We start from the raw sequence: 15,344 nt of genomic DNA, 5'->3' as shown, positions 1-15,344 counted from the left end.
AAAACAATGAAACAAACGCTGGAAACGACCCATGAATTTTTACATCCCAAACATTGGAAACCTGCGATTGGCTATGCGAATGGCGTAGTGGCAAAAGGCCGCATGGTATTTTTAGGCGGACACATCGGTTGGAATGGACAACAAGAATTTGAGACCGATGATTTCGTAGGCCAAATCGAGCAGACCTTAAAAAATATCGTTGAAGTTCTCAACGAAGCCAACGCCAAACCAGAACATATCGTGCGTCTCACTTGGTATATCACTGACAAGCATGAATACCTTGCCAATTTACGTGAAATTGGGCGCGTTTATAAACGGATTTTAGGTGCACATTTTCCGGCAATGGCGATGGTGCAAGTGGTCGCTTTAATTGAAGATCGGGCAAAAGTGGAGATTGAGGCGACAGCGGTCTTACCGGAGTAAAACGGTATTTTAAAAGCTAGTTACCTGAAAACAGCAACTAGCCCTCCACTAAAACAATCAGCCTAAAAACGGATAATCCGTATAGCCTTCTGGCCCTGGTGTATAGAAGGTATGCGGATTTGGTGCATTCCAAACCGCCCCTGTACGGATCCGCTCTGGCAAATCAGGATTTGCTAAGAAGCCCGTTCCAAACGCAACTGCATCAACTTGACGATCGGCAATTGCTTGTTCAGCTTCTTCAGCGCTATAGCCCATATTACTGATGATCACACCTTGATAAGCGGCACGCATCGGGGTAAGTACATCGCCCTGTTGTATGCCGAAGAAATCACTACGCATCATGTGAACATAAGCTAACTTGAACTCATTCAAACGCTCGCCTAAGAAACTAGCTAAACCGGCCGGATCGCTATCAATCATGCTGTTGTAGCTATTTAAGAGCGATAAGCGCAACCCTACCCGCTCACTACCAATTTCAGCAGCAACGGCCGTGAGTACTTCAAACAAGAAACGAGAACGATTTTCAACTGAACCGCCATAATTGTCTGTGCGTTTATTCGAGCCATCACGCAGGAATTGGTCAATCAAATAACCGTTCGCTCCATGTACCTCTACCCCATCGAAACCTGCTTGAATGGCCTTACGGGCAGCATCTGCGAAGGCTTTGACTAAACTTTGAATTTCCTCAACCTGCACTGCACGCGGTATCACATAATTAGCTTTACCTTGTGGAGTGTGTGTATCACCTTCAATTGCCAGCGCACTAGCTGAAATTGGCTGCTGACCATCACACATATTGGGATGCGCTGCCCGTCCTGCATGCCAAATTTGGAGGAAAATTTTCCCACCTTTCGCATGCACGGCTGCAGTCACTTGTTTCCAAGCTTCGACTTGCTCGGCTGAATAAATGCCCGGCTCAGCAATGAAAGCTGAGGTATTCGGCAGAATCATGGTGCATTCGGAGATGATTAGGCCAGCACTAGCACGTTGTGCATAGTATTCAGCCATCAAAGCGTTAGGCAAATGCTCCATACCTGCACGTATGCGGGTTAGGGGCGCCATCAGCATCCGGTTAGGAATCGTCAGCGAGCCGAGTTGTAGTGGTTCAAAAAGCTTCATAATTATCCTGGCTTGGTTATTTTCTGTGCCCAAAGCATAGACTGAGCTTTCAAACCTGCCAAAAGGCTAGAGTTTTCGTAGGGTTAGCTGCAAAGTTAGAACAGTCATGCTTGTTACTCAACCGCCAGTTGCATTCATATGCCGAAATAAGACTGGCTTGGCTTGCAGATTAAACTCGTGTCCTTGTGGTTTAATCTGCATAGCCTTTTCCAAGGCATCATAGAGAGGTTGATCATCTAAAGGATGGGCACGCAGCACCCGCCGCAAATCCACCGAATGTTCCTGCCCTAAGCACAAGAGCAAGCGCCCTTCTGCCGTAACACGTACCCGATTACAATCCCCGCAGAAATTATGACTATGCGGCGAAATAAACCCCACACGGCTGGGATAATCTGGAAAAGAATAATACTTAGAAGGTCCACCGGTTTGCTCAGCTATCGGCTGCAAATCAAAACGTGTGCGTAAATCCCTTAGAATTTCATCGCTGGAATAATAAGCTTCAGCGCGATCATGATCACCGATCACTCCCAAAGGCATTTCCTCAATAAAGGAAATATCACAGCCCTTGTCACGGGCAAATTCAACTAAATCGATCACTTCATCATGATTACGATTTTTTAAAATTACGGCATTAAGCTTAATGCGCTTGAAGCCTTGCGCTAAGGCAGCCTCAAGCCCATTTAAAGTCTGCTCAATTTCACCGGTGCGCGTCAGTGCTTTAAAACGATCTGGCTTGAGCGTATCGAGGCTGATATTAATGCGGGTAATACCTGCTTGCTTTAAAGCAGCGGCATACTTGGGCAACTGGCTACCATTAGTAGTGATCGTGAAATCGCGCAAACCGTCTAGCTGCCCTAAATCTTCACAAAGTTGCAGCACATTCCGCCGCGTCAGTGGCTCGCCCCCCGTAAGGCGAATTTTGCTGACCCCATAATGCACAAACGCGCGGCCAATCCGGCTCATTTCTTCTAAAGTGAGTAGCTGTTCACGTGGGACAAACACCATATCCTCTGCCATGCAATATACACAGCGAAAATCGCAACGATCGGTGACTGACAAACGTACATAATTAATACGCCGCCCAAAACGATCTATCAATTGCTGCTCGGACATGGTTTCCTCCTAACGGTTTAGTCTGGCTAGTCTGGGTGTTTATATTACCCTTTTTTTGACTAAACAGAGAGTTTGCTAGGAGTTGTACGTGTTTATTGCCCCGTTGTTCTACCCCTGCTCAATCGCAAAACCCACAATATTACGTGTGATCTTACTAAACTCCACCCCGATTAAATATAAGGGCTGATTCAATGCCCGATATTTATCCGCATAGCGCTTGTCATGGATTTGTCGGAGCGCTTCACCCTCAGAACTATGTTCAATCACTTTGAATTCAAATAAGTAAATGCGCCCATTGAATTTGACCGCCATATCTAAGCGCCCCAAACTCGAACTATCTTCGACAATGGTGTCGATCCCCAGCGCGGCAAAATGGGAGTAAAAGATCGAGGCATAGTAACCCTCGTAATGCGCTAAGATCCCTCGACTGCTGTCATACCATTGATGCGGAATACTAGCGAAAAAAGCGTGGAATAAGCCTTGTAGCTCTTCTACAGCATTGCGTTGCAGAATTTTAATCAGGGTAATGCGGTTACGTAGTGCCAAGCTTTCATTAACTCCATAGGCACTGAGTAAACTCGTGTTGAGGCTGCTTTTCACTTCATGGTTGGGATAACCTAAGGTGTAAAACCAGTAACCTAGCATCGGTTGTTCGACTTGGTGAATGGTGAGGTAGCCCGTCTGAAATAACAGCGCCTCATTGCTGATGTGTTCTATGTCAAAAGCCGAGAGTAAAGCTTCATCCGATTGAAGTTGTTCTAACTGAGGGGTGAAGAATTGGTTATTGGCTAAGTGGCGAATCAGGAAGGCGGGCGTTCCGGTTTCAAACCAGTAGTTTTTAAACTCGCGGCGATCAAATAGATTCAGGACATCGAAGGGGTTATAGACTCCCTCCCCTAGCCAGTTATAGCCGTTATACCAGTAGCGAATACTGTCTCGATCTAAGCCTGCTAACTCTGTTGCAAATACAGTATCTATATCCTGATCGGTATAACCGCATAGGGTGCTGTAACGTTTATCTAGGGTAATATCTTTGAGGTTATTCAAACCTGAAAATAAGCTCACCTTGGAGAATTTCGTCACGCCCGTGAGAAAACTAAATTTGATCTTGGCATCGTAATCTTTAATGGTGCTATAAAATCCGCGTAAAAAATCTCGATTCGCACTCGCTAAGTCACGGTTTTCCAGTGCATCTAATATTGGTTTGTCGTATTCATCTATTAGAATGACTACAGGTAAATGGGTTTGCTGCTCCACCTGTTGAATCAGTGATTTAAACCGTCCTGATGCCGTTTCAAAGACAGCAGAAAGTCCCCACTGTTGTTCCAATACTGTCAATTGCTCAGCTAGGCTTTTTGCTAGAAAATCTACTTCATTAAAATTCCCACTGCCAAAACTAATTCTTAATACCGGATACTGAACTGACCAATCCCATTGATCATGGATGGCTAAACCTCTAAATAACGGTTCATTCCCTTCAAACAGTTCTTTGAGCGTGTCTAAAAATAGGCTTTTACCAAAACGGCGCGGACGCGAGAGAAAGTAATGCACGCCCTCATTCACTAGCTCCTGTGCTAGATGAGTTTTATCGACATAGTAATAACCCTCTTCTCGAATACGGGCGAAGGTTTGGATACCGATGGGGAGTTTTTTACGTGCTGTCATAGTGGGCTAAGACCTAATTGGGCGTAAGCCTAGTTTAGCATGCATCACCCTATCACTAAGCTAGTTTGCTCTAAACTCGTGCCCAAGCTAGCAAACCACTACTACCCCTAAAAAATCTCAGCCTTTGCGCAACTTGAAACAGATTTATCTATAGTCAGTGGATGAAACTCAAACTTATTGGCTTATCTGCTTTTCTGTTAGCGCTCGCTGCTGGTTGTGTCACTTTGGCACCGGCTAAAGTTTTGAATGCGACTATTCCTAAATCGGGCTTTGAGCTGCATGAACAGGCTTATGGTAATCATGCGCGCCAACGCATGGACATTTATTTGCCCAAGCAAAAACATGCGGGTAAAGCCCCGATTTTATTTGTCTTTGGTGGTGCTTGGCGTAGTGGCAGCAAAGAAGATTTCTTATTTGTGGCCGAAGCCTTAACGGCTTTAGGGCATCCGGTCATTATTCCCAACTATCGACTCTATCCTACCGTTAAATATCCAGAAATCATCGAGGATGTGGCTCAAGCGCTTGCTCATTTAGAAATGAATGCCACCAGTCTACTGGGTGAACCTTTACAACCTTTTATTCTAATGGGGCATTCGTCCGGTGCCCATGCTGCCGCTCTCTTAGCGACCAAACCACCCTATCTACAAAAATTCAAGGTAAAAACTCCAGTGAAAGCCTTAATTGGCTTAGCAGGCCCTTATGATTTACCACTCGAATTGACAGAAGTCGCGCAAGTATTTGGTCAAGCTAAACCACAAGACGTGAATCCGACGTTGAATCTGCCGCTATACGTCCCGCCCACTTTACTATTGCACGGTGAAGTCGATGAGCGTGTACTGCCTAAACATAGCCGACGTTTTGCTGAGGCTTTGCAGCAAGCCAAGGTATCAGTGGAGCTGCACATTTATCCGAACGTAGAGCACGTGCGAGTACTAGCCAGCCTCGCTAAGCCTTTACGCGGTTTGAATCCAAGCTATCGGGATATTGTCACCTTTTTAGCTAAGCATCAGCTTTAATGCTGGAAATGGGGGTGAAGCGATGAAACCTCACCCAACTATCTAACCTTAAACGACTATTATTGAATGACTACCTTGGTTGAAGCGCTACGTCCAAAGGTTTCAGGAGCGTACATTTCCTCAGCCTTAGTTGGAGGTACTATAAAAATCCCCGGTGTAGTGGCTTTAGCAATATAGCGATAGGTATAAACGCCTTCTGGTAATACAGAAGTGAAGGCTTCTACGCGCTCATCCCGTAAGTTTTGCTGCTCATACCAACTACCCCGCCAACTAAAAGGTATAGGCGCAAGTTCAGGATTTTCAGGTATTTGCTGCGAACTTACCGCTAAAGCAGGATTCACAGCTTCCAAACCAGCAGGCAAAGGATCCACTAAGGCTACATGATAGCGCTCAGCATTGGCTTGCATCATCAAAGTCACTTCAACGCGGCTCCCCACTTTAATCTGCCATGAACCATCTGCATGTTGCTTCACATCCTCTGGCTTATCTAAACCGCGATAATGGCGGGTAACCGTAAAACCATGTTCAGCAGGCTGCAACTCTAAGTCTTGCGGGGCATAATTTAATCCTAAACGATAATACAAGCGCCCTTCCCCTTCTTTAGCCAAGACTAAATCACGGCGAGCCTCACCTTTTAAGAGCCACTCCATGGGGATCTCAGTTTGCATGCTCTCAGTTGAGCGGCCTTTAAAGCGGTACTCACCCGCAAAATCAGTTCCAAGCCACGCTTTAGCCACAAAATCAGGCGTTTGGGATTCATAAGTTTGGAAATATTGATCTAAGCCTAACAAAACAAACACATTGTCCTGCGTAGAACCCCAATGACCTTGGGTGCGCTTAGACTGTAAAGCTTTAACTAATTTAGGAATCAAATCGGATTTAGGTTGAGCCTTAATTAAAGCTTCCAACGCAATGCCATTCACCGCACGCTCAGAATGCATTACCCAATAACCGCCGGTGTTCAGCTCGGCCTTAATCGCTGCACCTGAGGCAGTTTCAGTGCTGCGGTTCATTAGCTCGCGTATTAAGGTTTGGCGTTGTTGCGTCGCGGTGGTGTCATTGGCTAACACCGCTAAAAGCCAACCTAAAGCTTCACTTGGCAATTGACTTACACCGCCAGCTTGCGTGATTAAGCTTGAAACGGCTGCACGATCCTGATCACCCCCCAGCTCACGGACATACAAGCTATAAGCCTTAATGTAGTGGCGTACTTCCTTGGAATAGTCATCGGGGAAGTACTGTTCTAGCTGACGCAGATAGTTCAAGCCCATTTCTAAAGCTTGCTCATTCACTGTATAGCCCTTAGCCTTAGCACGTAGTAAAGCATGGACTGTATGTGCGGTTACGTAAGGCCAGTCCTGCCCACGCTCCCACAAGCTAAAGCCACCCTCTGGCGTTTGCCGTTGTACCAGCAAGGCCAAATCACGCTGCATACTTTGCTGAATCGCTTCAGGGTCTGGTAAATCTTTAGTCTTGAAGGCTTGCAACACATCCTTTAAAGCACTAGTGCTCAAAACTCGCGAAGCGACCTGCTCACTGCAACTAAACGGATAACCCTGCAGGTAGAGATAAGCATCCGTCAGTGACTGTAAAGCCGTTGAACTTGTGCTAATTTCCAATTGACCGAACGCTGGGATGACGGCTTTAGGGGTTGCTAGCGGCTGGCTAATCGCACCTCGATCTAAAACCCCATAAGTGGCAAAAGCTTCCGTCGTGGCAGGCGTCCACACAGGCAAGCTCCCCATTGCGGCATCACTTAAATCATTCGCTATCGCTGCAATTTGATAATGGGCTTGCCCTGCTTGCAAGGTTTTGGTGGGGAAGCGTACTTCTACACGCTGATTGGCAGGCAATTCAAACGCATAAGCTTGAGCAGCGGTTAATTCTAAATTACTCGCGCCCAAAGCCACTTTAACGGGCAAGGCTTGATCCGTTTGGTTTTGCAACACGACAGGGAATTCAAAACTATCGCCATAGTTCAAGAAGCGGGGCGCACTAGGGCGTACCATTAAAGGCTTACGAGCCGTTAAATGCGACTCACCTTTACCATAATAAATCGCATCTTGCGCGGCGATAGCCATGATCCGATAGCGCGTTAAATTATCCGGCAATTTAATCGTCGTGCTGACTTTACCATTGGCATCCGTTTGCAAGTTCGGGACAAAAACGGCGAGTGGATTAAAATTCGTGCGTAAATTAATTGCACCTGCCGTCTTGGGTTCTGGGCTAGCGGCCGCATCAGCCGCCGCATACATAACCATTTTACTGGCTTCGGCTGCTATGCGACTGCGCATGACTGCCCTAGGTTGTACGATAAAGGCAGCAACCCTAGCAGCTCCACCCAAATTCGCTTGTTCACCCTGCATGAATACATCGCTCTTATCCTTGCTCAGCTCCGCTAGATTGGGCACTAAAACGGAAGTACGCAGGGCTTGGGGTTGTAGGTAAGCTTCAGCTAGCGGATAGAAAATCTCTAAAGGATCAGTCAATTGATAATTACCCGCCGCAAGAATGGCTTCATCCACCACGATTAAAGCGACCTCTGCATTCGCCACAGCTTGGCCTTGTTGATTTTGAATGCTTAGATGAATTGGTGTTTCTTCAGCAGGCGCTAAAGTATCCTTTTCTGGAGTTACCTCTACCTTCAACACCCGCTCTGCTTTAGAAATCTTTAAGTTTAAATTGCCAGTGGCAAAGGCAGGACGCTCTGGTAAGGACTGGGTTTTATCTGTCGTAAAACGCGCCGTTTTGCCCGTTAATTCAATATGCACCTGCACATTAGGCAGCCACTCGGCTTTCAGTGGTAATTCTAAAATATGGCTATTGCCTTGAATGTTAAAACGCTGCTCACTCAGCAAACCGTTATGATTCATCAGCAATAAACCCTCAGCATCTTTGAACGGCGCTTGAATTAAGAGTTTTGCTGTTTCATTCGGAGCATAAATCTCTTTATCGGCAATGATGGGTAGCTGCTGCGCTTCCACCGTACTGGCAGTCGGCGTTTCAACTTCCGTTTCACCACTCACCCAGCGCGTAATGCGCGTCATATTCCGCCGCCCCGACTGATCCATCGTGGTTGCAGTGATTTGATACTGCCCCGCTTCTTCCAGTTTGAACTCACACTGTGCTAAACCTTTAGTATCAGACTGCACCATGCAACGCTGTGGATTTTTTAAGACTGCTCCATTCGCATCTTTAGTCAAATCGGCTATGCCTAGCTCCACCACGATGGGAGTATTCGCTAGCACCTTGCCTTCGATATCCGTCGTAATGATTTGAATACTAAGTGGCTGGTTGTGTTCAACGAAATAGCTGTCTGTTTTCAAACCCACGTAAACTTCACTCGGATGAATCAACCAAGTGCTTGAAGACACCCACTCTTGCCGGTTCACATCGCTGACCCGTGCTTCGGCAGCCATTGATACTGGCAACGGATATTTAGATAACTCCGGCTGAATCAGTAATTGTTGACGGCCTGCTTGATCGGTTTTGCCTTGAAAATCCGCAGAAACCGTTGTACTGGGTGGCATCCACACGCGCAGCCAATAAGGCTGCACCAAGCCAAACGCCCATTCATCCCGATTGGGTGGAGTATAAGCTTGTAGACTAGCATTCAAGCGCCAATTCACTGGTGCGGCTGCCAAACCACCACCTGCGTAGTAATTGGCATTGGCGGCTAAATGAATCGCTGTATTCCCCAAATAAGGCTCTGGATTAATCAGTTCAGTCTTGACCTCAAACTCTGGGGTGCGGAATTCTTGAATCTCAAAACTATGATTATAAGCAATCATTTCAGGCTGATCTGGAACCGTCAAACTAAGAGTCGCTGCACCTAAATTAGGCGTATCGGGCAATTTGAAATCTAAATTGAAGCCACCTAAACCAGTAAAGGGCGCTTTACCCTCCGCAATTTTATTACCTGCACTATCTAAGACCTCATAATTTAAACGCTTCAGGTTCTTAGGCAGAGTTAAGGGGCTAGCAGGGCTAGCATCACGGCTACGCAACCAGCCTTTGATATGGACTTGCTCATTGGGTCGATACAAATGCCGATCATCCACGACATACCAAAGCCACTGAGTCGAGGCGGGCGTGGGCTGCCATGAATTAGCCGCCCATAGATATTCGCTTTCGGGCAATAAGGCCAGATCTTCACCGTGCTGAGCCTCTAACCAGCGTATCGTTGGTTCTGGCTCAGTAACGGGCAGCACAGTCTCTGGATTAGGCGGGTTTTGCAGATAATCCAGCTTGGCTAAGCCTTGGGGATCCGCTGCTTGTTGGCTAATTTCTTTAGAAGCTGAGCTATGTAAACTCAAACGGACTTGATCCAAAGCCTTGCCTGTATTCAGATCACCGACCCAAACCAAAAGCTGTCGGCTATACGCATAAGCATCTAAGCCCATCTGTGTACCTTGTACCCAAACTAAACGCGGCTGGGGTTCGCCATCAATGGCTCGGGGTTTAACACTCGCCTCTCCCGGCTCAATCAATACTAGTAAATGTCCTAGTTTGCCATTTTTCAACCATGACTCCAGTTTAATTGGGGTAACAACCGTCGTATCTGTTTGTTCTTGAAGGGTGAGCGTTTGCGAGCTGACGGTTTTACCGGGGAGCTTAAAAGGTGCTGGCGCTTGGCGACTGTTCAGCGCTTGCAAGAGTTTGATATAACTCGGCCAATCACTGGGGGCTACCTGCTGAATGGTCACTTTGAGCGTTTTAAAATTATTCGTATACACAGGTAGCTCAGCCGGTAAATTCGGATCAAGCGTTAGCAGTGTTTTATCGATCAGACTTAAACTTGCAGGACTTTTAGAGGCTTTAAAACTAAATTTTTGCGGCCGCCCTAAAATTTGCCCGTAGCTATCTCGTAATTCAGCCGCTAAGGTAATCGTGTAACTGGTATCGGCTTGCCAAGGTGCTTGAATCCACAAACCATTAGCATTCGCCTGCATACTCACCTTAGTAGGCTTAGGGCTGATACTGATAAGTTGGTTTAAATCCTGTTCGGGTGCGAGTTCATTATTGAACTGAAAACTAACAGGATCATAGCGAGTGCAACGCTCTGCGTAGCCACAAGCCTTTTCAGTCATCCGCAAAGGCGCATAGGTACTGAAACTATATAAATTTTGTGCGGGTGCTAAGCGTGAGCCTTCTGCTGAGGGCGCTTGGGCAGCCAACTTGACAATTACTTGAGTTTGCGGTGGCAGAACCTGCTCTAGCTTTAAAACCAAATATTGCTCAGGTAAGGCTTGCTTGATCAAAGAGTCTAACTCTGGTACAGCTTTAATTTCATCTGCTGCCGCTAAGCGTAATTTCAGTGGCTGCCCCTTCGCCTCTGCCTGAATGTAAGATAAGAGCGCTTGGGGATTAATGCGTTGGTTGAAGCTTAAAAATAAAATAGGTGTGAGTGCTACGGCATCACCACTTGGATAACTTTGCTCTAGTTTCAAGCTGGGGGTTTTAAAACTCCAAGCTAAAGCTTGACCTAAACGTGACCCATCAGCCGCTTGCGTATCAGCAGGCACTGAGAGTTTAAACTCCGTCGCCATGGGTAAACGCACACCGCCTTTAGCTTCAAAAACTAGGGTTTGCGTTCCTGCCCAGCGCCAAGCACCTTCTACCGTCGGCGTCATCTTAACAGGCACAGACTCGACTAGGGTTTGAGTCTGTGTCGAAACTGCGACCATCGGTCGATCAAACGAAATGCTAATTTGCTGGGCGACCGGTACTTCACCTTGCGGTGCATAACGGGTAATACTTAGTGAACCTGTTTTAGTGCTTGGCGGTATTGAGCTAGTATTCGGTGACGGTGGAAAACTTTGCTCTAGGGTCACGCCGACTTTAGGGGGAGGCTCACTTGCAGGGCGCAGAGCAAACGGCTTTTCATCCTCAGTAATGGGTAAGGGTGGTAAACGACCAAGGAGCGTCTTAGTTTCTTCAGCACTCAAGGCTTGAGGCTGTACCACTATCATAGCGTCGGCAGGCTTGCTAGCACGACTGGAGTCTTCGCTAATACGTGCTGGAAACTCAGTTAAAGCAGGCGTGCCTTGGATAGGCTCTAATTCCGCTGCAATGACAGGATTAATACTCATCACTATACAAATCGCCATGAAATTTATTTTTTGCAGCAAGGACATTATCACTCTGCCTTTTATATTATTGATTGAGATACCATTCAGCAGCACCGAAGATTTAGCGCTACCAACAACTCGCACTTGCTAACTTAGAATATACCTACCTTTAATAAGTTCAGATAGCTGTTAATTCCAAAACTTAGATTGGAAGAATAAGTGAGCTAGAAAAATCAGGACTTATATAGAACAGCGCCCTGCAAGACTCAGGGCATAATCAATGAGATTTAATCGAGAGGCTATTCGTGACGCAGTGCTTGAATCGGATCTAAACGTGCAGCTCGTTTAGCAGGCATATAGCCAAACAGCACACCAATCCCTGCAGAGAAGAAGAAAGAACCTAAATTAATCGCTACGTTGAAGGTATAAGGTACTTGCATTAAGCCAGAAAGAAAGTACGAGGCTATTGTTGCGAGGATAATCCCAATCAAACCTCCTAGCGCTGAAAGCATCACCGCTTCGGTCAAAAATTGCATGAGAACTTCGCGCTCCAAAGCACCAATCGCTAAGCGAATCCCGATTTCACGCGTACGTTCAGTGACTGATACGAGCATGATATTCATGATCCCAATACCACCGACTAATAAACTCACAGAAGCCACTGCACCTAAGAGTGTAGTCATGACTTTAGTAGTACCTGATAAAGCATCAGCCAACTGACGAGTATCGAGTACATTGAAGTTATCGTCCATGCCTTCAGTGATACGCCGGCGCTCACGTAATAAGTCGGTAATTTGCGTTTGCACATTACTAATCTCGCTTTCGTTCTGTGCGGAGACTTGGATTGAGGAAATATCCTGATTCCCTGTTAAACGCCGTTGCACGGTACGTAGTGGCATCACCAGCGTGTCATCTTGATCACGTCCCATGGCGGCTTGGCCTTTGGCTTCTAGTGTACCAATGACTTCACAGGAGAAATTCTTCACCCGCAGCATTTCCCCTAAAGGTTCTTGATTCGCATACAGTTGCTTATATAAAGTGGCACCCAAAATACACACCGAAGCGCCTACTTGTTCCTCTTGCGCCGTGAAACTGCGCCCAGAAGCTAGTTTCCAGTTGCCCACTGTAAAGAAATCATTTGTCGTACCTGTCACACTAGTTGACCAGTTATTAGCCATTGAAACCACTGTGGCCGTACGATTTACTTGGGGTGCTACACCACTTAACCCATTCACTGAACTACGAATTGCTTCAATATCATCTAGCTTAAATGCTGGCGCACCACCGCCACCACCGGGTCCCATCAAGCGTTGCCCAGTACGAATCTGCAGGAGATTACTGCCTAAACTGGAGACCTGATTTTTCACGGCTTGAGTCGCGCCATTACCAAGTGTAACCATGGTAATCACTGCCGAAACACCGATTACAATCCCTAAAATTGTCAAGAAAGAGCGTAATAAATTGCGACGGATTTCACGCATCGCGAGGAGCAAACTATTCCAAAACATAGCCACGCCCCGCTTGCCACTTGTCTGCAGCAACATTGCCATCGACGAAAGTTACAATACGTTTTGCATATTCAGCCATTTCAGGTTCGTGTGTGACCATTAATACAGTAATACCTTGATCGCGATTCAGTGATACCAACAGCTCCATAATCTCATGGCTGCGTTTGGTATCTAAGTTACCCGTTGGCTCATCCGCTAGTAGCAACACGGGGTTAGTTACAATCGCCCTTGCAATCGCCACCCGTTGTTGCTGACCACCGGATAATTCTGCTGGAGTATGCTCAGCCCAAGTGGTTAAGCCGACTTTTTCTAGGGCTGCGTGGGCGGCTAAATGTCGAGCCTTTGTCGACTCTCCACGATATAAAAGCGGTAGCTCGACATTTTCCTGTGCGGAAGTACGGGCTAATAAATTGAAGCCTTGAAATACAAAACCAAAATAATAACGACGTAACAGTGCACGTTGATTCCGATCCAGTTGTTCGACTTGCACGTCGCGGAAGTGATAGACCCCACTAGTGGCCACATCTAAACAACCGAGAATATTCATCGCAGTGGATTTTCCCGAGCCACTTGGTCCCATCACCGCGACAAAATCACCCGTATTAATACTCAAATCAATCCCTTTTAAAGCTTGGAACTGCGCTTGGCCTTGTCCATAGGTTTTAGTGATACCACATAGCTCAATCAGCTTTTCAGAGACACCCGTCATGGCTTATTACCTGTGCTCGTACTGGTGATCACCAAGGCTCCTTCAGTCAGCTCGTCACCTGAAATTTCAGTGGATTTGCTGTCACTTAAACCAATCTTTACTTTCACCGCTGTGGGTTGGCTGTCTTTCAGTATCCAGATTTCGCCCATCCCACCCCGTCGACCTTGCCCCTGTCCACGCCCTGCTCCTTGGCCTTGTCCACGCTGTCGATTTTGCTGCATCGGTGGACGCGGCATTAATTGTGCTACCAAACCACCCGACTGTTGTCCTGTACCTGCAGCACTATCTTCAGGGCTAGCTGGCTTAAAGCGTAAGGCAGCATTCGGCACTAACAGGACATCTTTACGCGATTGTGTACTAATGATCGCATTCGCGGTCATGCCGGGACGTAGGCTTAAATCGGCGTTGTCTACATTCAACTTGGTTAAATAGGAAACCACATTATCTGTCAGGGTTGAGCCTAAACTCACCAAGCTAATCTTGCCTTTATATTTACGCCCCGGCCAAGCATCGACAGTAAACTCGGCTTCTTGCCCTTCCTTCACTTGCCCCACATTCGCCTCATCGACACTGACTTGCAGCTCCATCTGTTGCAGATCTTCTGCCAGTACGAATAGCGTAGGTGCAGATAAAGAAGCCGCGACAGTTTGCCCCGGTTCCACAGAGCGCGTTAACACCACCCCATCAATCGGTGAAATAATTGTCGCTTTCGCTAAATTACTTCGAGCAGAGCGTAAATTCGCTTGCGCCTCTTTAACTCCGGCTTGCGCAGCTTCAAGAGCTGCTTGGGCACTTAGCTTTTCGGCTTTGGTCGCCGCAGCACTGGCCCGTAAGCCAGATACATTAGCACTAGAAGCCCCAGAGCCAGCTTTTGCAGATTCGACATTCGCTTGGGAGGCAGAAATGCTCGCCCGTGCTGCTACTGCATTTGCCCTTGCAGAATCGGCACTGGATTTAGCGGCTTGCTCGGCAGCTTGAGTTCGCTGTAAAGCCGCTTGAGCCGTATCTAACTCGGCCTTAGAAGGCAACTTGCCCCCACTCGTTTTATATAAAGCCTGTAAACGCCCTAGATTCGCACGCGCTTCAGTCGTGCTTGCCTTAGCTTGTGCAAGTTGCGCGTCTGCACTTTGAATTTGTGCATTCGCCTGTTGGAGCTGGGCGTTATTCTGTTGAACTTGTGCACCTACTTGCTGAACTTGCGCGCTCGATTGACGCTCATTGGCAAGGGCTTGCTGAATACTCGCTTCCGCTTTCAGGATATTGGCATCCGCTTGCGTGACTTGAGCTTTTGCCTGCGCGACTTTAGATTCGGCAGTGATTAAAGCCGCTTCTGCTTTGGTAATATTATCTTCCAATTGATCAGTATTGAGCTTAGCTAACACCTGTCCTGTCGTGACGACAGCATTCGCATCTACCAAAACCTCGGCCACTGTGCCGGACTGCTCAGTACCAATATCCACCTTGTTCATAGGCTGCAAATTGCCGGTCGCAGTCACGGTTATATTTAAATCGTCCCGTTTGAGTGCTTCAGTTTGATACGCCGGTGCTGCAGTTTTCACCCCACCCTTGGCCTGATATTGCTGATAATACCAATAGCCACCGCCACTTAAGGCCGCGAGCAGCGTTAGGCTTATGAATGTCTTGCCGAAACCGCCCTTTTTACCCGCAGGCTTGCCCAAAACCGCTTTGACTGAATCCGTGGTTTTTGTATTAGTCATGA

General features: G+C 47.1%; 9 protein-coding genes. 2 read left to right on the top strand and 7 right to left on the bottom strand.

Annotated elements, in window-relative coordinates:
- The first annotated feature begins 6 nt into the window (after window positions 1-6).
- Window positions 7-423 (top strand): RidA family protein, encoded by a 417-nt coding sequence (locus Q0307_RS14975; protein WP_298661624.1) that lies wholly within the window; start codon window positions 7-9, stop codon window positions 421-423.
- A 57-nt stretch (window positions 424-480) separates the two neighbouring features.
- Here the strand turns inward: Q0307_RS14975 and Q0307_RS14970 are convergent, their stop codons facing one another.
- From Q0307_RS14970 to Q0307_RS14960, 3 genes are all read right to left on the bottom strand, one after another.
- Window positions 481-1,542, bottom strand: coding sequence for an alkene reductase (locus Q0307_RS14970; RefSeq protein WP_298661623.1), 1,062 nt, complete (start codon window positions 1,540-1,542; stop codon window positions 481-483).
- Window positions 1,543-1,659: 117 nt separating this feature from the next.
- Entirely contained in the window at window positions 1,660-2,655 is a 996-nt protein-coding gene (gene moaA, locus Q0307_RS14965; protein WP_298661622.1) for a GTP 3',8-cyclase MoaA, read from the bottom strand.
- Between the two features lie 108 nt (window positions 2,656-2,763).
- The gene (locus tag Q0307_RS14960; RefSeq protein WP_298661621.1) at window positions 2,764-4,320 is read right to left on the bottom strand and encodes an ATP-binding protein; all 1,557 of its coding nucleotides are present in this window, start codon (window positions 4,318-4,320) and stop codon (window positions 2,764-2,766) included.
- 161 nt (window positions 4,321-4,481) lie between these two features.
- On the opposite strand from Q0307_RS14960, the gene Q0307_RS14955 reads away from it, so the two are divergent.
- Complete coding sequence (locus Q0307_RS14955; protein ID WP_298661620.1) at window positions 4,482-5,336, top strand: alpha/beta hydrolase; 855 nt, start codon at window positions 4,482-4,484, stop codon at window positions 5,334-5,336.
- 59 nt (window positions 5,337-5,395) lie between these two features.
- On the opposite strand, the gene Q0307_RS14950 is transcribed toward Q0307_RS14955, so the two are convergent.
- From Q0307_RS14950 to Q0307_RS14935, 4 genes are all read right to left on the bottom strand, one after another.
- Entirely contained in the window at window positions 5,396-11,473 is a 6,078-nt protein-coding gene (locus tag Q0307_RS14950; protein ID WP_298661619.1) for an alpha-2-macroglobulin family protein, read from the bottom strand.
- Window positions 11,474-11,706: 233 nt separating this feature from the next.
- Entirely contained in the window at window positions 11,707-12,915 is a 1,209-nt protein-coding gene (locus Q0307_RS14945) for an ABC transporter permease (protein ID WP_298661618.1), read from the bottom strand.
- On the bottom strand, window positions 12,902-13,624 hold the full coding sequence (locus tag Q0307_RS14940; RefSeq protein ID WP_298661617.1) for an ABC transporter ATP-binding protein: 723 nt from the start codon (window positions 13,622-13,624) through the stop codon (window positions 12,902-12,904). Before Q0307_RS14940 ends, Q0307_RS14945 begins: the two co-directional genes overlap by 14 nt.
- Complete coding sequence (locus tag Q0307_RS14935) at window positions 13,621-15,342, bottom strand: efflux RND transporter periplasmic adaptor subunit (protein WP_298661616.1); 1,722 nt, start codon at window positions 15,340-15,342, stop codon at window positions 13,621-13,623. Before Q0307_RS14935 ends, Q0307_RS14940 begins: the two co-directional genes overlap by 4 nt.
- Window positions 15,343-15,344 lie beyond the last annotated feature (2 nt).

The organism is uncultured Thiothrix sp. (assembly GCF_937873765.1).
Taxonomy (GTDB): domain Bacteria; phylum Pseudomonadota; class Gammaproteobacteria; order Thiotrichales; family Thiotrichaceae; genus Thiolinea.
This window is presented reverse-complemented; position numbering and strand designations above follow the sequence as displayed.